16 protein-coding genes are annotated in these 18,113 nt (G+C 38.5%); 11 read left to right on the forward strand and 5 right to left on the reverse strand.

The features are described 5' to 3' along the window. Positions 1-3 precede the first annotated feature (3 nt). From ACM40_RS03055 to ACM40_RS03070, 4 genes are all read left to right on the forward strand, one after another. A complete protein-coding gene (locus ACM40_RS03055; RefSeq protein WP_048501338.1) occupies positions 4-1,545 on the forward strand; it encodes a glycine--tRNA ligase in 1,542 nt (513 codons plus the stop codon). A gap of 284 nt (positions 1,546-1,829) precedes the next feature. Next, positions 1,830-2,963: a serine hydrolase domain-containing protein gene (locus ACM40_RS03060; RefSeq protein WP_048501339.1), complete on the forward strand. Its 1,134-nt coding sequence runs from the start codon at positions 1,830-1,832 to the stop codon at positions 2,961-2,963. 2 nt (positions 2,964-2,965) lie between these two features. Further along, positions 2,966-3,580: a YdeI/OmpD-associated family protein gene (locus tag ACM40_RS03065; protein WP_228376125.1), complete on the forward strand. Its 615-nt coding sequence runs from the start codon at positions 2,966-2,968 to the stop codon at positions 3,578-3,580. 15 nt (positions 3,581-3,595) lie between these two features. Further along, positions 3,596-5,146, forward strand: coding sequence for a helix-turn-helix domain-containing protein (locus ACM40_RS03070; RefSeq protein WP_083996778.1), 1,551 nt, complete (start codon positions 3,596-3,598; stop codon positions 5,144-5,146). Here the strand turns inward: ACM40_RS03070 and ACM40_RS03075 are convergent, their stop codons facing one another. The 5 genes from ACM40_RS03075 to ACM40_RS03095 form a co-directional block, all read right to left on the reverse strand. Beyond that, positions 5,147-6,058, reverse strand: a complete 912-nt coding sequence (locus ACM40_RS03075) for a hypothetical protein (RefSeq protein WP_048501341.1) — start codon at positions 6,056-6,058, stop codon at positions 5,147-5,149. 8 nt (positions 6,059-6,066) lie between these two features. Then, entirely contained in the window at positions 6,067-6,879 is an 813-nt protein-coding gene (locus ACM40_RS03080; protein ID WP_048501342.1) for a hypothetical protein, read from the reverse strand. A 10-nt stretch (positions 6,880-6,889) separates the two neighbouring features. Continuing rightward, positions 6,890-7,750 (reverse strand): hypothetical protein, encoded by an 861-nt coding sequence (locus ACM40_RS03085; RefSeq protein ID WP_048501343.1) that lies wholly within the window; start codon positions 7,748-7,750, stop codon positions 6,890-6,892. 228 nt (positions 7,751-7,978) lie between these two features. Next, positions 7,979-9,250, reverse strand: coding sequence for a Y-family DNA polymerase (locus ACM40_RS03090; RefSeq protein ID WP_048501344.1), 1,272 nt, complete (start codon positions 9,248-9,250; stop codon positions 7,979-7,981). 176 nt (positions 9,251-9,426) lie between these two features. Further along, complete coding sequence (locus tag ACM40_RS03095) at positions 9,427-11,010, reverse strand: Na+/H+ antiporter (protein WP_048501345.1); 1,584 nt, start codon at positions 11,008-11,010, stop codon at positions 9,427-9,429. A 306-nt stretch (positions 11,011-11,316) separates the two neighbouring features. Here ACM40_RS03095 and ACM40_RS03100 point away from each other — a divergent pair, with 306 nt between their 5' ends. The 7 genes from ACM40_RS03100 (at position 11,317) to ACM40_RS03130 (ending at position 18,095) form a co-directional block, all read left to right on the forward strand. Next, complete coding sequence (locus ACM40_RS03100) at positions 11,317-11,817, forward strand: M15 family metallopeptidase (RefSeq protein ID WP_048501346.1); 501 nt, start codon at positions 11,317-11,319, stop codon at positions 11,815-11,817. A 189-nt stretch (positions 11,818-12,006) separates the two neighbouring features. Beyond that, positions 12,007-13,044 (forward strand): patatin-like phospholipase family protein, encoded by a 1,038-nt coding sequence (locus ACM40_RS03105; protein ID WP_048501347.1) that lies wholly within the window; start codon positions 12,007-12,009, stop codon positions 13,042-13,044. 232 nt (positions 13,045-13,276) lie between these two features. Then, complete coding sequence (locus ACM40_RS20460) at positions 13,277-13,447, forward strand: hypothetical protein (RefSeq protein ID WP_165579266.1); 171 nt, start codon at positions 13,277-13,279, stop codon at positions 13,445-13,447. Between the two features lie 299 nt (positions 13,448-13,746). Beyond that, positions 13,747-14,379 carry a leucine-rich repeat domain-containing protein gene (locus ACM40_RS03115; protein WP_048501349.1) on the forward strand — a complete coding sequence of 211 codons (633 nt, stop codon included), beginning with the start codon at positions 13,747-13,749 and terminating at the stop codon, positions 14,377-14,379. 7 nt (positions 14,380-14,386) lie between these two features. Next, complete coding sequence (locus tag ACM40_RS03120) at positions 14,387-15,010, forward strand: leucine-rich repeat domain-containing protein (RefSeq protein ID WP_131705321.1); 624 nt, start codon at positions 14,387-14,389, stop codon at positions 15,008-15,010. Between the two features lie 7 nt (positions 15,011-15,017). Then, a complete protein-coding gene (locus ACM40_RS03125) occupies positions 15,018-15,776 on the forward strand; it encodes a leucine-rich repeat domain-containing protein (protein ID WP_048501351.1) in 759 nt (252 codons plus the stop codon). An 18-nt stretch (positions 15,777-15,794) separates the two neighbouring features. After that, on the forward strand, positions 15,795-18,095 hold the full coding sequence (locus ACM40_RS03130) for a hypothetical protein (protein WP_048501352.1): 2,301 nt from the start codon (positions 15,795-15,797) through the stop codon (positions 18,093-18,095). Positions 18,096-18,113 lie beyond the last annotated feature (18 nt).

The raw sequence follows: 18,113 nt of genomic DNA on the forward strand, positions 1-18,113 counted from the left end.
ATTATGGCAAAGCAAGAAGATGTTTTCAAGAAAGTGATTTCTCACGCTAAAGAATATGGTTTTATTTTTCCTTCCAGTGAGATCTATGACGGTTTATCCGCTGTTTATGATTATGGACAGAACGGTGCCGAATTAAAAAACAATATCAAACAATATTGGTGGAAAGCTATGGTACAGCTTAACGAAAATATTGTGGGTATTGATTCCGCGATCCTTATGCACCCTACCACATGGAAGGCATCGGGCCACGTAGACGCTTTCAACGATCCATTGATTGACAATAAAGATTCTAAAAAACGTTTCAGAGCAGACGTTTTGGTAGAAGATTACTGTGCTAAAATTGAAGACAAAGAGAATAAAGAAATTGAAAAGGCAGCGAAAAGATTCGGTGATGCTTTCGATAAGGATCAATTTGTTGCAACGAATCCAAAAATTCTTGAATACAGAGCAAAAAGAGAGGCTATCCTTTCCAGGCTGGCAAAATCTCTTGAAAATGAAGACCTTGCTGATGTAAAAGCTTTAATTGAAGAGCTGGAAATTGCTGATCCTGATACGGGTTCTAAAAACTGGACGGAGGTAAGACAGTTCAACCTGATGTTCGGAACTAAATTGGGTGCTTCTGCAGATTCTGCAATGGATCTTTACCTAAGACCAGAGACAGCTCAGGGTATTTTCGTGAACTTTTTAAATGTTCAGAAAACTTCACGTCATAAGCTTCCTTTTGGTATTGCCCAGATCGGTAAAGCCTTCAGAAATGAAATCGTTGCCAGACAGTTTATTTTCAGAATGCGTGAATTCGAGCAGATGGAGATGCAGTTTTTTGTGGCTCCGGGAACTGAACTTGAATTCTACGAAAACTGGAAGCAAAAACGTCTGAACTGGCACTTAGCGCTTGGATTAGGGAATGAAAATTACAGATTCCATGATCATGAAAAATTAGCTCATTATGCAAATGCTGCTGCAGATATTGAATTCAACTTCCCATTTGGATTTAAGGAACTGGAAGGTATTCACTCCAGAACAGATTTCGATTTGAAAGCTCACGAAGAGTTCTCAGGAAGAAAGCTTCAGTTCTTCGATCCTGAAAGAAACGAAAACTATGTTCCTTATGTTGTGGAAACATCGGTAGGTTTAGACAGGTTATTCCTTTCTATATTTGCTCACTGTCTGAAAGATGAAACGCTTGAAGACGGTTCAGAAAGAACAGTATTGTCCTTACCTCCTGCATTGGCTCCTATCAAGGCTGCTATTCTTCCGTTGATGAAAAAAGACGGCCTGGCAGAATATGCAGAAAAAATCTTCAACGACCTGAAATATGATTTCAACCTGTTCTACGAAGAAAAAGATGCCATCGGAAAACGTTACAGAAGACAGGATGCCATCGGTACCCCTTATTGTATAACCATCGATCATGATTCTTTAACGGATCACACAGTAACGATAAGAGACAGGGATACAATGCAGCAGGAAAGAGTTCCTGTTTCAGATTTGAGAAGAATCATCGACGAAAAAACGAATTTCAGAAATTTACTTTCTAAAATATAAATTAAAGCCCCATCATTTGGGGCTTTTTTATTCCTTATCTACAACATAAGCAGATGACACAGATTCTTTTTATTAAGAATTCTTTTCTCTGAAGATAGTCTGCGGTGTCAATCATTTTATAGGTCTGGGCTGCTCCCATCACTGAAAAAATGAGAAGCACAAATACAATAAATTTTCTGGCCATATTTTCATCATTAATCGCAAAAATAGTTTATTTACCACTCGTTTCTTATTTTCTTATCAAAATTATTTTAAATTTGTTTGAGACTGATTCTCATGATCATATGAAGGCATTAAAATATGTAATAGGCGGAGCAGCCGTAGGTGCAGCCGCAGTTTATCTTTTGGGATACGATTATTTATTAAGCGGAATTTCCAAAACCTATCTCAAAGGAAAGTTAAGCGCTAATATCGACGATGGAAACCTCTTTCCGGGAAACCTCATCGCTACCAAAGAACCGGTACTCTGGACGGAAGATCCCGAATATAATCATAAGGAACTGCCTGAACACATGATTGAGAATTTAAAACACTCCAAAACAGCTGCTTTTGTAGTGATAAAAAACGGAAAAATTCTTCATGAGCAGTATTGGGACGGCTATAACCAGCTTTCCAGTACCAATTCTTTTTCTATGGCAAAAGCAGTCACTGTCATGCTATTAGGAAAAGCTCTGGAAGAGGGTATTATCCAAAATATTGACGAAAAACTCTCTGACTTTTACCCTGAATTTAAAGAGAAAGAATTCGGATGTAATGTTACTCTCAAAAATTTAGCCCAGATGGAAGCAGGACTTGACTGGGATGAAAACTACAGCAACCCCTTTCTGCCAAATGCAAAAGCTTACTATGGCAAAGATCTTGTAAAAGCTACATTTTCCAGAAGGTTTAAAGAAGAGCCCGGCACCAGATTTGAATACCAGAGCGGGTCTACCCAGCTTCTCGGATTTGCCCTGAAAAAGGCCCTTAATCAAACGTTAGCAAGCTATTTATCTGAAAAATTCTGGATTCCCATGGGAATGGAACAAAATGCCACATGGAGCACGGACGATAACGGCATGGAAAAAACATATTGCTGCATCCACTCCAATGCAAGGGATTATGCCAAGTTGGGGCAGTTATTTCTGGATAACGGAAAAGTAGGTGAAAAACAAATCTTCAGTCTGGATTTTATCGAACAGATGAAAACGCCTACTCAAAAATCCGAAGAAATCTACGGAATGGGCCTTTGGATCAATGATGATAATCCTGTTAAACATTATTACTTTCTGGGACTGCAGGGACAATATATCATCATGGTTCCGGAACACAATATGGTGATCGTAAGAACCGGAAGCTATAAGAATAATCCCAAAAATGACAGGGGAAGACCCGATCAGGTAAGATTTCTTGTTAACGAGACCGTACAATTATTTCAGTAAAAATGATGGAAAAATACAGTCCTAAAATAGATGCTTATATCGAGAAGTCCCAGGATTTCGCGAAACCTGTTTTACAGTATATCCGCGAAACTGTTCATGAATTCTGTCCCGATGCAGAAGAAACTATGAAATGGAGCTTTCCGAATTTTACCTATAAAGGGAAGATTCTCTGTGCGATGGCTTCTTTCAAACAGCATTGCACTTTCGGATTCTGGCTGGAAAAAGAAATGAAAACAATGAATGAGATTACCCGGGATATTGAAAAAAATTCCATGTTCAGCTTAGGAAAGATCGCAAAAATTGAGGATCTACCCTCCAGAACCCTGCTAAGAAAAGCAATTGCTGAAGCGATGGAGCTTACAGATATGGGAGTTACGGTAAAAAAGACAACACCCTCTAAAGTGGAGACTGAAGTTCCCGACTATTTTCAGGATGCCCTGGAAAAAAATAAAAAGGCTTTAGCTGTTTTTGAAAAAGGTTCACCTTCCTTCAGAAAAGAATACATTAACTGGATCACGGAAGCTAAAACGGAAACGACCAGAAATAAAAGAATGGAACAATCTTTGGAATGGTTAGCCGAAGGAAAATCCAGAAACTGGAAATACGAAAAAAAGTAAACACAATAAACACAAATGGAGAAAAAAATTATATTCTTTCTCTTCCTTATATTGTCAAGCACACTTTTTTCTCAAAAATTTGATTTTGAGGACCAATATCAATATGCCCGGTCACTGGCCTCTAAAAACCCTGACAGTTCCGAAATTGTACTGAATGCTATTATAGATTCTGCACAAAGGAAAAACAAGCCCAGTTATGTTGCCAAAGCTTACTATCTGAAATCCTATAACAGATATTTAAAATCGGATGCAAAAGGAACTCTTGATTTCGCAGAAAAAGCATTGAAAATTTCTTCTGAGAACAATTATGCACCCGGAAAAGCCCTCGCCTACAGGATGCTGGGAACACAATATGCAAAGCTGGGACTGCTGAAAGAAGCTTACCAAAGCCTGGATAAAGGCCTGTTCGAAATAAAACATGAAAACACTGATGAAGGGCACGAACTGAAAGGAATGATTTATAATTCTTTTTTAATCCTTCTTAATCAGGATGAGCACCAGAAGAAAGAATTTTACTCTAAAAATGCAGTCCGAGAATTTCAGCAGATCAAAAATATTCCGAGGCGGAACGAACTCCTGGTCTCTGCTTACACTAATCTGGGCTATAATTTATCTGAAACTAAGAAATTTGATGAAGCCAAGTCTTTTTTTGTGAAAGCCCTCGCCCTGGTTGGGAATGATAATTATTACCTGAGATCCAATATACTTCATGATATCGGGTTTTCATTTGCCCAGCAGAATAAGCAGGACAGTGCTGTTTTGTATTATCAGAAAGCTTTAAAAATTGCCAGTAGATACGGTTTTAACGAAAAGAAAATAGAAATTACAAAAAACCTGCAAGAGGCCTACACCCAACTGAATGACCTTCAAAATGTTCAGAAATATAAATTGAAGAATCTTGAGCTGAAGGACAGCGTTGCTTACAACCAAAAAATGGCTGTGAATGAAACCCTCAGTCACAAGGAAGAAAATTTCGACCGTCAGCTGGTAAAAAGCCACAGCCTCTCCAAAGGTCTGATTATAGCCTGTATTATTCTTCTTATCGTTTTGGGAGCAGTTATTTTTAATATGTTCAGCCTTCGAAAAAAACACAAAAGATCTGTTGCCCAAATTTATCAGCAGGGAATTACTCCTGTTGCTTATGAAGAAGACCTTCAGGAAACCGAAGATCATTCCGGGAACAATATTACAGCCGACATTAAAATTTCCCCCGAAACAGAAGAACATATCCTGGCAGGATTAAAAGCCTTTGAAGAGAACTCTGACTTTAACAAAAAAAATATTTCACGTTATAATTTATCTAATGCACTGAACGTGAACACAAAGTATTTATCTGCAGTTATTAAAAAACATAAAAATTTCAATTTCAACCAATACATCAATCATCTGAGGATCAATTATGTAGTTGATCAATTAAAGAACGAACCTCAGTTCCGCAAATACAAAATCAACCACCTCGCTGAGATTACCGGATATTCTTCCCACAGTGCTTTCTCGCTTGAATTCAAAAAAATTACGGGAATGCACCCTTCCGCATTTATCAAAGCTCTTGAAGGAATTTCCTGATTACTGTTCCGCTATGGTCAGGTTATTATATCCCCCTGTATTGTTGAGTGAAAAGCCTGCTGTAGCTAATCCGTTCAGATTAAACCAGATATAAGGCATCAGGCGTTGTCCCGTGGTCATATAAAATGAAGCCGTACAGTTGCTCCCTGCATCAATATTCCCGTTACTGTTTGAAGACATCGTATTGACACATTTTACGGTATTTACAATATTTGCGGGAAGTACTCCCGTTGTATTATCGTAAAGCTGCCATATCGCTTCTATCTGGATCGGGTTTAAAGGATCTGTTGTATAATTAATGGCAAGCGGAGCCAGATCTGTGGTAAAAGTAGCCACATAAACTCCATTCCTTGGGGCTGTGAAAATTCCTGTTGAAGCATTAAAACTGGTTCCGGAATTGCTCTCAAAAGCTTTCGTCCAGCCTACCAGATAATTACTAGCCCGGTTCTGCAGCCCCGTGGTGGTAGCTGCGGAAGGCGTAACCAGCTTTACCGTATTGTCCGTTTTTGCTGCAATAACAATCACCTTGTTAGCGGCCGGCTGTGCAGTAAGCAGGGGAAGCCACTGATTTCCATTGGAATATTCTATTCCGGAATTGTAACGTACTGCTCCTTCATCTGCCGATGCTGCTGTAAGTGTAGAAGTTCCAAAGCCAATTGCCCCGTTTCCGGAATTCCTGGCATCTACTTTCACTGCCGGGCTGTGTGTTCCTGCTCCTATTCTTCCCTCACTGGTAATTAAAACATCATTACTCTGCTGAGCGGGCGTAAATGAAGTTCCTGATACAGGATTATCTTTCTGGCCATCGGTATGAAGAATCCCTCTTGGGTTTGGGGTATTGATTCCCACCTGTGAAAATGTAAAATTGAAGCTCAGCGCTAAGATTATTAATAAATATCTTTTTTTCATCATTCCTGTTTTTATAGTCCGAAAATACTTAGAGAAGTCAGTGAACCGTCTGTATCCAGCGTTTTTGCAGTTCCTAAAGCCTGGTTCAGACTTACCGTAATGTTATCCCCCTGATTAAGGTTAAAAATTCCTGAGCAGCCTCCCGCCACACGATTGGACAACGAATTGGTTCCCGGATAGCTTCCCACACATTTGAACACCTTGTTCGTTGCTGAAGAAGCTGAATTCGTCTGAATCAGGGTTTCATATCGTGAATCATTGCCAATGGTTCCTGAAGCCAGAGAAAATGTAAAAGAAACAATATATATTCCTGTTTTGGAGGCAACAAAAATACCCGTTCCGGCATTAAAATTCCCATTAACATCTGTCTTTTTCGTCCAGTTCGTGAGGGCTGTCTGTGTTCCGTTTGTAAAACTCTGTGCCGACGAATTTTCTGCATCCACGAAATCATTAGGCGCTTTATGGGCTAATGTAACCCATGAGGATCCATCGGAGTAGCTCAGATCCTGCGTTCCGGAATTATACCTCATCGCACCCGCTTTTGCTGCAGAAGCGGTTTGCGATGTTCCACCAATACCTAAAGCATTCAGGTGTTCATCGGAGCGTAAATCCAGTCTTGTTTTAGGTGATTTTGTTCCGGCTCCGATATTTCCCGAAGAAGTAACTACCACATCATCATAATAGCTCGCCAGTGTTGCCGGAGCAGTATTTTTCTTTCCGTCCACATGAAGAATGGCTTCCGGGGCAGACATATTGATTCCTATTTGTGCTTTAATAAACAGGCCTCCGCCCAACATTAAAGCAATGGCTAATCTTTTTTTCATATCAAGTGTGTTATTGTTCTACTATGGAAAGATTGACAAAGCCATACTCATTACTTGCCGGAGTAGTATCCGTGCGCAGGCTTAAGCTTCCGTTATACACCGACTGGTAGAGATGCGGCTGAAAAGTATCTCCTTTATTAAGCTGAACTCCGGCAACACATGAGCCGGCAACCTGGGCCTGCTTTGAGGTATTCGAAAAAGATTTTATGCACTTTTTAACGACAGTACTACCGTTCACAACGTATCTGGCCTCAGAAAAATAACCTGAGACAATGGGGATTCTTACGAAATCATAGGTAAAGGAAATTAAATAAACGCCGGTTCTGGGCGCTGTGAAAATTCCTGTTGCCGGTGTGAAATTAGCAGTAGGATCAGAAATTTCTGTCCACCCGGAGATTCCGGTAGAGCTTTGATACGGAACTTTAACAGCAAAGTTAGCGGCCTGAAGATTAGCGACCACAACTGCTTTGGTTGGTGAAGAAATAAGATCCTGCCACACAATTCCGTCTGAATACTGCATTTTTCCACCATTCAGCGGATTGTACCTCATCGCTCCGGATCCTGCTACAGGTGCTGTCTGGGTAGTTTCTCCTATTCCTATAGAATTATCTGAATTATTAGCAGACCGGGCGTCTATTTTTACACCGGGAGTAAGGGCTCCTGCCCCTATTTCACCATTAACAGTAAATACAACATCATTAGCTGCCTGAGCCGTGGTTGGCACTCCCGAAGCGGGATTATCTTTAGCTCCATCTGCGTGCAGGAGGGCTTGAGGATTTGATGTATTAATGCCAACTTGCGCACTAACAATATTCACCAAAAAACATCCTCCAGCCACCGCACCTTTCATCAGTGTGTTTATTTTTTTCATGCAATTTGTGGTTTTTAGAATGTAAAATTCTTGAGCAAAGATAGATTGAAGCAGATCACCTGTACAATACATGAAAAGGCAATAAAAGTGTAATTAACTGGAAATGTATCGTTTATAAGAATAAAAACAATATCAAAATTCGGAATTTCAGTAATTTACCACAACAAGCTTCAGTAAAACATGCATTTTTTTAATCAAAAAAACGCATTAATTAGAAAATTTTAAACACTAATGAAATCTGAAATTAGCTTCAGGAAGGGTATTGTTTTTTAAGAAAGCTTCATATTCCGGAGAAAGCCGGGCGCGCCCAAATGTATTTTCGCCGCTCATGCTTCCGAGACGTACCTTATCTTTGCCAAATTTTTTGTTCATGGCATCCATGGCTTTCATAACCGGAAGATGTTGGTTTTGAGAATCTTCTTCAAAAAGACTGATAAGCCTTTCATTTTCCGGAACGAAATCATTCACAATGACTCCTGCTTTTTTATAGTGGAAGCCATCTTTGTAAATGGTTTCAAAAAGCTCATTCACTACCCTGCCTATCAAAATTGAGGAATTGGTAGGATTAGGGAGAATCCTTGTGACTGCATTTCTATATTCAGGCAGGTCTTTCCTAAAGCGGTTGGTCTGAACGAAAACGGTGACCATCCTGCAGCATGTATTCTGCTTGCGGAGTCTTTCGGAACAGTACATCCCGAAGGTTTCCACCCGTTCTCTTACGTCTTCTTTCCCGGTAAGCATTTCCATAAAGCTTCTGGTTACGGCAATGGATTTTTTGGGAGACGGCGAGTCCAGTTCCAGCTGGCGGATTCCTTTCAGCTCATTGATCATTCTCACGCCATGAATTCCCATTATTTTCCGGACCCACATTTCAGGCTTCTGAAGGAGATCCCAGGCTTTATAGACCCCACTGTCGTGCATTGTAGCGGCGAGCCTGCGTCCTATTCCCCAGACATCACCTATATTGAGCCACTTTAAGGCTTTTTCAATTTTGTCAGGGGTATTGAGGATATAAACTCCGTGAAACTGGTCGGGAAATTCTTTCACAATTCTGTTTGCTACTTTACAGAGTGTTTTGGTAGGGGCAATTCCTATACTTACGGGGATATTTTCCTGATTTTTAATATCATCCTTAATTTTCAGGCAGTAATCATGAATGTCTACATACTTAAAGCCCGAAAGATCCAGGAATAATTCATCTATGCTATATACCTCATAATCCATAACATATGATCTTGAAATATCAATCACACGCTGGCTTTTATAATTATAAAGCTCAAATTTTGCAGAGAAACTTTTTACGTCATGCTGCCTGAAAAGTTCTTTATATTTGAAGGCAGGGGCTGCCATAGGAATGCCGAGATCTTTAGCTTCTTTACTTCTGGACACCACACATCCGTCGTTATTGGAAAGTACCACAACAGGTTTTCCCTCAAGAGACGGATCCAAAGTTCTCTCGCAGGAAACAAAAAAGTTATTGCAGTCCACTAAAGCATACATGACAGAAGGATAATAATTTTAATGCAAAACTATCAATTTTAAAGATAATTATTCTATTTTGCTTAAAAATTAACACCATATTTAACACACTGAATATGATAGAGTTAATTTATTTTAAATGCGTCAAGTTTTGTCGTATTAGCGTTGTAATTTTGCCTCCCTTAAATTTATCCGTTCTATATTATTTTCAACCGTTCTTCCTCCAGATCAATCTGGTATAAATGCTGGCGGATAACCTCTTCATTAATGGATATATCTTTATTAAGCTCTGAAAGATACTGTCGCTGGCTTTCGAGCATCTCAACAAAAATGACTTTGTTTTTTTCATTCATCCAGCCTTCGTCATTTGCTTTGTTTTTTTCTTCCCAATGCGCCAGCATTCTTTCTATTCCTGCATGTCCCTGTAATTCATTTTCATGTTTTGTTTTCAGGAAATGGTACATGTGCTGCCTCAACTCACGTTTTATTTTCTGCCTTGTTTTTTCTTCCTCTTCTTCATTCATAAAATCCTTGAATGCATGGACTTTATTGATGAAATAAGGCAATGTAAGACCCTGAACCAATAAAGTAAGCAGAATTACAACAAAAGTGATGAATAATATAAGATTCCTGTTAGGAAAAGGCATGCCGTTTTCAAGGGTAACAGGGATGGCTAAAGCCGCAGCCAGCGATACCACGCCGCGCATTCCTGTCCATCCAAGGAAAAGAGGCATCAGAAGAGACCTTCTTCTGGTAGATGCCCGTGGGGCAACACTTGGCCGGAAGATGAGCGTGGCCAACATTGCAGCATAAGAACTGATTATTCTGGCTAAAATAAGAATAACCGTTACCAGCAATCCGTATTGGATAGCTGTTCCCAAAGGAATTCCTTCAGAGCGCAGCCCTCCTACAATTTCAGGAAGTTCAAGACCGATGAGTAAGAAAACGATACCATTTAAGATGAATACAACGCTCTCCCATACGCTATAGCCTTTTATTCTGCTGGCACTATTCAAAAATACCAAACGTCTTGTAGACATATACAGACCTCCCGCCACTACAGCAAGTACACCGGAACTGTGAAGCTGCTCTGCAATCCAGTACATGAGATAAGGTTCTATAAAGGTTAATGCAATGTCTGAAGAGGCATCTGTAGGCAGCCGTTTGTGTACCTGAACAAAGATCCATCCCAGCAGCAGCCCTATTCCGGCTCCTCCGATGACCATCCATAAAAAGCTCAGAGAGGCTTCCTGCCATACAAATTGCCCGGTACCCACAGCTATGAGTGCAAAACGGAAAATAATAAGGGAAGAAGCGTCATTCAACAGACTTTCTCCTTCTAAAATTGCTGATGTGGTTTTAGGAATTTTTACAAATTTCATGATGGCTCCGGTACTTACCGCATCCGGAGGGGAAACAATTCCCCCGAGAAGGAACCCAAGCGCGATTGTAAATCCGGGAATGAAGTAATTGGCCGCCACAGCTACGGAAAGTGCCGTAAAAAATACAACCAGAAAGGCAAAACTACCGATAATCCGCCACCATCTTTTCATTTCTTTAAAGGAAATTGCCCAGGAGGCTTCAAAAAGTAAAGGCGGTAAAAATATAAAGAAAATAAGGTCAGGATCTACTTTTACAACCGGTAGTCCTGGTACAAAACTTACCAGCAGCCCGAATACAACCAGAAGAATGGGATAGGCGATCTTCAGTTTGGTTGCCCACATATTAAGCAGAACAATAGCGGCAATCATGGCCAGAAAAAAGGGTAATACAGTATGCATGAAATATTGTGTTTTTATTGCAAGACATTAATTTTTATGAGTTGCTTTTATACAAATATACAGTCAATCTGCTTTTCTTTTATTAATTTTTATGATCGTATTTGAACTTAACTTTACGGGTATAAAAAATCTTATGATTGTTTATTCTGTGTATTCATTTTTTGAAACAATACTCATTTTCAAGGAGTCAGAAAGCCCGAAAATTTCTATCTTTAAAGTATATTTTTTATTTCATATTTTTAATAAACACGTCAAGTTTCGTCGTCCTTAGCCTATACTTTTGCTTCATAATAAAAATAATGAATCATGGATAAAGTAACGTCAGAAAGAATAAACAAGCTGCATCCTTCCGTAAGAGATGAAGTAAAGCAAATTATCAAAGAATGTGATGAAGCTCTTACCGGAAGGGCCAAAGTAAGAATTACACAAGGCCTGAGATCTTTCGAAGAACAGGAAAAACTATATGCCATCGGAAGGATTACTTCCGGAAAGAAAGTGACCAATGCCAAAGCCGGCCAAAGCATCCACAATTACGGTCTTGCCGTTGATATTTGCCTGATGATCGACGGAAAGGTTGCAAGTTGGGACACTGCCAAAGACTGGGATAATGACCAGGTAGCCGACTGGTATGAGTGTGTGAAAATTTTCGCCCGGCACGGCTGGGACTGGGGTGGAAACTGGAAGACCTTTAAAGACCTTCCCCACTTTGAAAAAAAGAATATTCAGACTAAAAAAGGACTGGTAAAAACGAATTGGAGAACACTATCTAAATTACCAAGAGATAAACAAAATTATATTCTATTTTAATTCCCTTTTATTTGAAAATAATTATAACACGACAAGTTCTGTCGCTTCCCCGGCCTACCTTTGTTTTATAAGAAAATGTTAGTTAACTGAGCTCTCAACACTAAAACCAGCATCCGCCCTTAAAGGCAGAAAGTTGGTTTTAGTTGTCTCAGGACGTTAGTTTTTTCTTTAAAACCAATACAATATCACATGAAAAAGACAACCATTCTTTCTTTGGACGGGGGCGGAATAAGGGGGATTATCACCTGCATTATTCTCCGCTACATAGAAGAGCAGCTTCAGTATCATGATAATCCGGGGGCCAAACTCGGTGATTATTTTGACCTGGTTGCAGGAAGCAGTACAGGCGGACTGATTGCTTCTATTATTCTATGTCCCGATGAACACCGGAAAGCGAAATATTCTATCCAGAAGGGATTGGAATTATACGCTGAAAAGGGAGGCGACATATTTCAGGTTTCTTTTTGGGAAAAACTCATCAATCCGTTTGGCTTGATTAATGAAAAAATTTCCCAGGAAGCTCTTGAAAAAAATTTGAATGACTTTTTTGGAAATTTAGAACTTAAAGAATTTATAAAACCATGCTTAATAACCAGTTATGATATAGAGAATAGAAGAGCAAAGATTTTTAATTCCTGGGAAGCTAATCTAAGTACAGATAATTTTTATGTAAAAGACATCTGCAGGGCAACCTCAGCTGCTCCTACTTATTTCAGTCCTGTACAGATCAAATCGATGTACGGACAGATTTTCAGTCTTATCGACGGAGGTATGTTTGCTAATAATCCAGCTTTATGTGCCTATGCTGAAGCCAGAAAAATTCCTTTTGCAGAGGTATTAAAAAACCATCAGAAAGCGAATCATCCGGGTGTGAACGATATGATCATCGTTTCTATCGGAACAGGAATTGAAGCCAGACCGTATTCTTTCAGAAAACTTCAAAAATCAGGGAAAATAGGCTGGGTAAACCCAATTATTGATATATTGATGTCTGCCAATGCAGAAACCGTAGATTATCAGTTGGGGCAGATGTTTCAGACGTTGGGGCAGAGAAACCAGAAGAATTATTACCGTTTGAATCCTTCTTTAAAAAATGCATCTCCAGGTATGGACAATGTAAGAAGATCAAATATTGAAAATCTAATTCAGGCAGGACTGAGTTATATTGATGATAACCGGGAAATACTGAATCAGATTGTACAGAAACTGATTAAAAATAAAATATAAGCTTTTTTACTTATAAAGGACCCATATAAGCTAAATCGCTAATAGTTTAAAAAATGTAAAAGTTTTTAAAACACGTCAAGTTTTGTCGTCTGCTCATACTACTTTTGAAGTATAAACAAAGACACAAAAAAACAATCATAAAAACTTTAAAAAGCCTTTGAATTCAACATTTATTAATGCTGGACAGCCAGAAATATGTTCAAAACATAACCTCAACCTTAAAACACAAAATATGCAAACACCAGATCACAATCCAGATATCCTTTTCGATGAAGATCTCTATACTATTGAGTGGAGCGATATCGAACATGCTGAGATGGACTACGAAAGCTATCTCAATGACATTGAAAATTTTTTCCGTGAAGATTTCGAGGCCGAAATTTCTGAAGAAAATATATACTAAATAAATTGTAACACGACGAGTTCTGACGCTGTCCGGAATTATCTTTGAAACACCAAATCAAGACACCCGACAACATCCCATAACCTTCAAAAACACCTTTGAATCTATCATCTATCATTCACAAAATGCCGGACAGCCAGAACTATGTCTAAAAACCTGTAAACAATATGAAAATGTAACCGTAAAGTGGAAATACGGTGTGCAACCACTAAAAAATTAAGACTAAAACATGAAGAGATTCTACTAAAAAGACTCTTTAATCACAATCTATTAACTAATCAAAATCACACAATTCTATTATGAAAACAAAACAAGATTTAAAACTTTTATTCGAAAACGGAGACAAGCCTACACAGGAAGATTTCTGGGCTTTATTAGATTCTTACTGGCATAAGGATGAAAAAATTTCTGAAACCTCTATTGGTTCGGTAGAAAAGGTAATTCCTGTCATTACTGATGGAGTACTTGCAGGACATTCGATTTCAGTATCTATTCCTGAAAATATAAAAAAAATCAAACAAGTTGCTTTTCAATATTCAGGGATGAACTATCAAATTATCGAGGTTAATTTTAATGAGGGACTTGAGGAGATTGGACCAGGAGCATTTGGATCACAAAATATAAAAAAGATTAAGACCCCATCAACGTTAAAAGTTATTGGCTATGGTGCTTTTAATGGCCAAGCCAATCTTATAAATGGATCGGATTCCCTGGAAGAAATTATTCTTAATGAAGGCCTAATTACTATTGAAGCAACTGCATTTCAATGTTTCGGAGCAACTATTATTGAAGACTTATACATTCCCTCCACGGTAACATCTGTCGGACAAAATGCCTTTGCCATTCCTTCACTAAAAACAGTTTCAGCTCCAGCCGGTCTGGATTTAAGTAATGCAGGAATCCCTGCTACAGCAACAATCACCTATAGATAAAAATAATATGAAAACAAAAGAAGAACTAAGACTTTTATTTGAGAACGGAGATAAGCCTACACAAGAAGACTTCCAGAATTTGATGGACTCTTATTGGCATAAGGATGAAAAAATTGCGAATAATTCGCTTAGTATGATAGTTAATGATGAATTTCTTTACTCTAATACTGACGTTACAGAAATAATTGGAGTTGGGAAAACATTCATATTTCCTGAGGGTATAAAAATTATAGGAGGATTCATATATACTGGCGCTGCTAAAAATGTCATTATAAAAGTCACCTTTCCTAATACTTTGGAAAAAATAAAAGCTAGTGCTTTCATGCATCAGTTTTTAAAAGGAAGTCTAAGGATCCCTAGCTCATGTAAAGTCATTGAATCCGGAGCATTTTATGGTGCAAATTCTAATATAACAGAACTGATTTTGGAAGAAGGAATAGAGACTATCGGATCTACAGCTTTCCAATTCACCGGTAATAAAAACGTATTTGATTTACATATTCCTAATTCTATACGATCTGTAGGACAGGATGCTTTTGCCATTTCCTCGCTTCTAACAGTTTCTGCTCCTGCGGGATTAGATCTAAGCATTTCCGGTATTCCTGCAACAGCAACAATCACCTATAGATAAAAATAATATGAAAACAAAAGAAGAACTAAGACTTTTATTTGAGAATGGAGATAAGCCTACACAGGAAGATTTCTGGGCTTTTATGGACTCTTATTGGCACAAAGACGAGAAAATTGATATGATAAAAGTCTCCGGACTTGAAAATGGAACCTATACTGATATCTATGCAAAAACAGATGCAGAAGGGAATACTTCAATGGATTTTTATAATGAAAAAAGAGTATTTATACAATCCGGAACTTTAAGAATTCCTGATTATTTTACAAAGGGAACATTTATAACCGAATTAAAAATACCTGAAGGAGTTGTAAGCATTGGACAAAGTGCTTTCCACAGTTCTGGTTTAACTTCTCTTTTTATACCCGACAGTGTTGTTGAAATTAAGAGTCTGGCTTTTTCAGGTAATGTAATAAGCTCTCTGAGACTTTCCAAAAATGTCTCAAAAGTTGGATACGGAGCGTTTTCGAACAACCAACTTTCAGAATTATATATTCCAACAACCCTTAAAATAATTGATCAGTCAACCTTCAGCAATAATAAACTTACATCTGTTGAAATTCCAAATGGTGTAAATGAAATTAAAAACTTTGCATTTGGCAGTAATCAACTTTCCTCCGTAACAATATCTAATAGTGTTCTCAATATTGAGGCAGGAGCTTTTTCAGGAAATAACCTGACTCAGGTGATACTTGGACCAAATACACAGTACAATATCAATTCTTTCGATCCGGAAGTTCAAATTATCGGAGGTACACTTATCAATTAAAAATACTAAACAGACAAAATGAAAACAAAACAAGAACTAAAAAAATATTTCGAAAACGGAGACATCCCAGTACAGGAAGAATTCTGGGAGTGGCAGGAATCCTACTGGCACAAGGATGAAAAAATTCCGGCAGATAAATTAAACTATGATTTCTCCCAAAAAGCAGATGCCAATGCATCCAATATAAATCCGCAAAATGCCCAGCTTTGGAAAGATAAAATTGAAACCCAAACCTCAATTCAGAATCCACAACTGAATGGAAATATTTTAACAATATTTTATACAGGAGAAAATGGAGTTCAACAAAGTCAAAATGTTGATCTAAGTGGATTAGCAACCAACAATATAAGTATACAGAATGCCGAATATGATGCTTCCCAAAATATCATTACGATTACTCAGAGCGACGGATCTTCATTTGCAATCAATCTTTCTGAATTTAGTATTGTCCCGGCCACAGATGTTGATGGAAGCGTTTCCTTAGTTCAGGAAGGTGTAGAAAAAGTGAAAATTCATAAAGTAGGTATTTCAGGCAGTTATAATGACCTTAGTGACAAACCGACTTTTGCCGGAAATGACACATTACAATCTGTAACAGATAGGGGTAATTCGTCTACGAAAGCTATTGTTTTTAATGCCGATCAAGGCAGAGCCGGAGAATTGAACTTTAACAAAACTTCCTATTCTCATTATTTTGGAAACCACAGCAATAATGATTCAGCTTATTATACAGTTGCTATTGGATATAATACTTTATCGGCACTAACTACAGGCCAGTCAAATGTTGCTATAGGTTCTTACGCGTTGGAAGCAACTACAACAGGTACATTAAACACGGCTGTCGGGGTAAGTGCCGGACAAAAACTAACCACGGGCCAGTATAATGCCTATTTCGGCTGGGCTTCAGGGAGTAGCTGCACAACAGGTAACTCAAATACAATGCTTGGGGATGAAGCCGGAAACAGAACTACAACAGGCTATAAAAATACATTTGTAGGAATGGGTGCCGGTTATTTTAATACGACCGGAAACCTTAATACTCTAGTGGGCTGGAAAGCCAATAATCAATCCAATTTGGGTGATAGAAACATTATGATTGGAGTTTCAGCCGGCTCAGGTGTTACAGGCAATAATAACGTTTTGATCGGTACAGGAGCAGGAATAAACGACGGAGGAATCGGGAATAAATTAATTATCCATGGTAATCAAACATTAGCAGGATATTCAAATACTGCTGAAGGGAATTTTGGGAGTTTCCAGCAAGGTCAATTAAACAGAGCTTTAATCACAGGTGATTTCGTAGAACGTTGGGTGAGAATGAATGCCGGATTTTTACAAATCGGATCACCTGCTTCAAACGCTGATGATATCACGATAACACCTACAGCAGGGATAACGGCAGCAAAACTGTACACTCCTGCAAGTAATAACGACTATGTTCAACGTGGCTGGGTATTCAACAATTACTATAACCAGACTCAAATTAATTCACTATTGAGCAGGACTTATCGAGTCCAAGGGTCTGTTGCCAATTTTGGAGCCTTACCTGCAACAGGGCAAACGATAGGTGATGTATGGAATTTACTTGATACAGGTGAAAACTATGTTTGGGTTGACAACTTGAATAATACTGGTATTCCCGGCTGGGATAAACTCTCCGGAATGGTTGATGCTTCAGGATTTATACCAAGAACAGGAACCGCTACTGGACAGCCAATCACTGGAGATCTTCACTTGAATGAAAGCGTTAGTTTTATTAATTACGTTAATCCTTCCTATAATTCCAGGTTCGCTCTGGAAGATGGCGGTTTTGGATTTACAGGTACAGGAGGGTCTGGATCAGATACCTTTTCCTTAATTGTTTCTCAGGCGATGGAGCTGAATTTCACATCAAGTTTTCCTGATTCAAAAGGTATAACAAGTGAGGTTTATTATGGCAATAATTATGTTGACAACTCTTTTATTCAAAAGAAATATGCCGATAAACAGCATTCTTATACCCGGGATGAAGAATTAACCGGTGGAAAGTGGATTAATGGCAAACCTGTCTACAAAAAAACTCTGTATTTAGACCAGATTCCGAGAACCGGAGAGATCGATCTCAGAGCCGAATTCCCTGATCTTGAAACTATTATTTCCAACGAGATGTTCACAGAATGGTATGCTCTGGATACAGCATTTGCAGGCAACCAATGGCGAACAAAGATCTACATCACTGTAGAAAGAGACAAGGCTACAATCGAGTTATTAGGTGAACCGGATTATGATTATTCTGTCATTAACTCATTTACTCTGACCCTTGAATACACAAAAAAATAAATCATTAAACAAAATATT

Source organism: Chryseobacterium sp. BLS98 (assembly GCF_001045445.1).
Lineage (GTDB): Bacteria > Bacteroidota > Bacteroidia > Flavobacteriales > Weeksellaceae > Chryseobacterium.

What these genes read in the sequence shown, in the direction of transcription:
- ACM40_RS03055 (WP_048501338.1), top strand. Translation starts at nt 4, where the DNA reads ATGGCAAAGCAAGAAGATGTTTTCAAGAAAGTGATTTCTCACGCTAAA.
- ACM40_RS03060 (WP_048501339.1), top strand. Translation starts at nt 1,830, where the DNA reads ATGAAGGCATTAAAATATGTAATAGGCGGAGCAGCCGTAGGTGCAGCC.
- ACM40_RS03065 (WP_228376125.1), top strand. Translation starts at nt 2,966, where the DNA reads ATGATGGAAAAATACAGTCCTAAAATAGATGCTTATATCGAGAAGTCC.
- ACM40_RS03070 (WP_083996778.1), top strand. Translation starts at nt 3,596, where the DNA reads ATGGAGAAAAAAATTATATTCTTTCTCTTCCTTATATTGTCAAGCACA.
- ACM40_RS03075 (WP_048501341.1), bottom strand. Translation starts at nt 6,058, where the DNA reads ATGATGAAAAAAAGATATTTATTAATAATCTTAGCGCTGAGCTTCAAT.
- ACM40_RS03080 (WP_048501342.1), bottom strand. Translation starts at nt 6,879, where the DNA reads ATGAAAAAAAGATTAGCCATTGCTTTAATGTTGGGCGGAGGCCTGTTT.
- ACM40_RS03085 (WP_048501343.1), bottom strand. Translation starts at nt 7,750, where the DNA reads ATGAAAAAAATAAACACACTGATGAAAGGTGCGGTGGCTGGAGGATGT.
- ACM40_RS03090 (WP_048501344.1), bottom strand. Translation starts at nt 9,250, where the DNA reads ATGTATGCTTTAGTGGACTGCAATAACTTTTTTGTTTCCTGCGAGAGA.
- ACM40_RS03095 (WP_048501345.1), bottom strand. Translation starts at nt 11,010, where the DNA reads ATGCATACTGTATTACCCTTTTTTCTGGCCATGATTGCCGCTATTGTT.
- ACM40_RS03100 (WP_048501346.1), top strand. Translation starts at nt 11,317, where the DNA reads ATGGATAAAGTAACGTCAGAAAGAATAAACAAGCTGCATCCTTCCGTA.
- ACM40_RS03105 (WP_048501347.1), top strand. Translation starts at nt 12,007, where the DNA reads ATGAAAAAGACAACCATTCTTTCTTTGGACGGGGGCGGAATAAGGGGG.
- ACM40_RS20460 (WP_165579266.1), top strand. Translation starts at nt 13,277, where the DNA reads ATGCAAACACCAGATCACAATCCAGATATCCTTTTCGATGAAGATCTC.
- ACM40_RS03115 (WP_048501349.1), top strand. Translation starts at nt 13,747, where the DNA reads ATGAAAACAAAACAAGATTTAAAACTTTTATTCGAAAACGGAGACAAG.
- ACM40_RS03120 (WP_131705321.1), top strand. Translation starts at nt 14,387, where the DNA reads ATGAAAACAAAAGAAGAACTAAGACTTTTATTTGAGAACGGAGATAAG.
- ACM40_RS03125 (WP_048501351.1), top strand. Translation starts at nt 15,018, where the DNA reads ATGAAAACAAAAGAAGAACTAAGACTTTTATTTGAGAATGGAGATAAG.
- ACM40_RS03130 (WP_048501352.1), top strand. Translation starts at nt 15,795, where the DNA reads ATGAAAACAAAACAAGAACTAAAAAAATATTTCGAAAACGGAGACATC.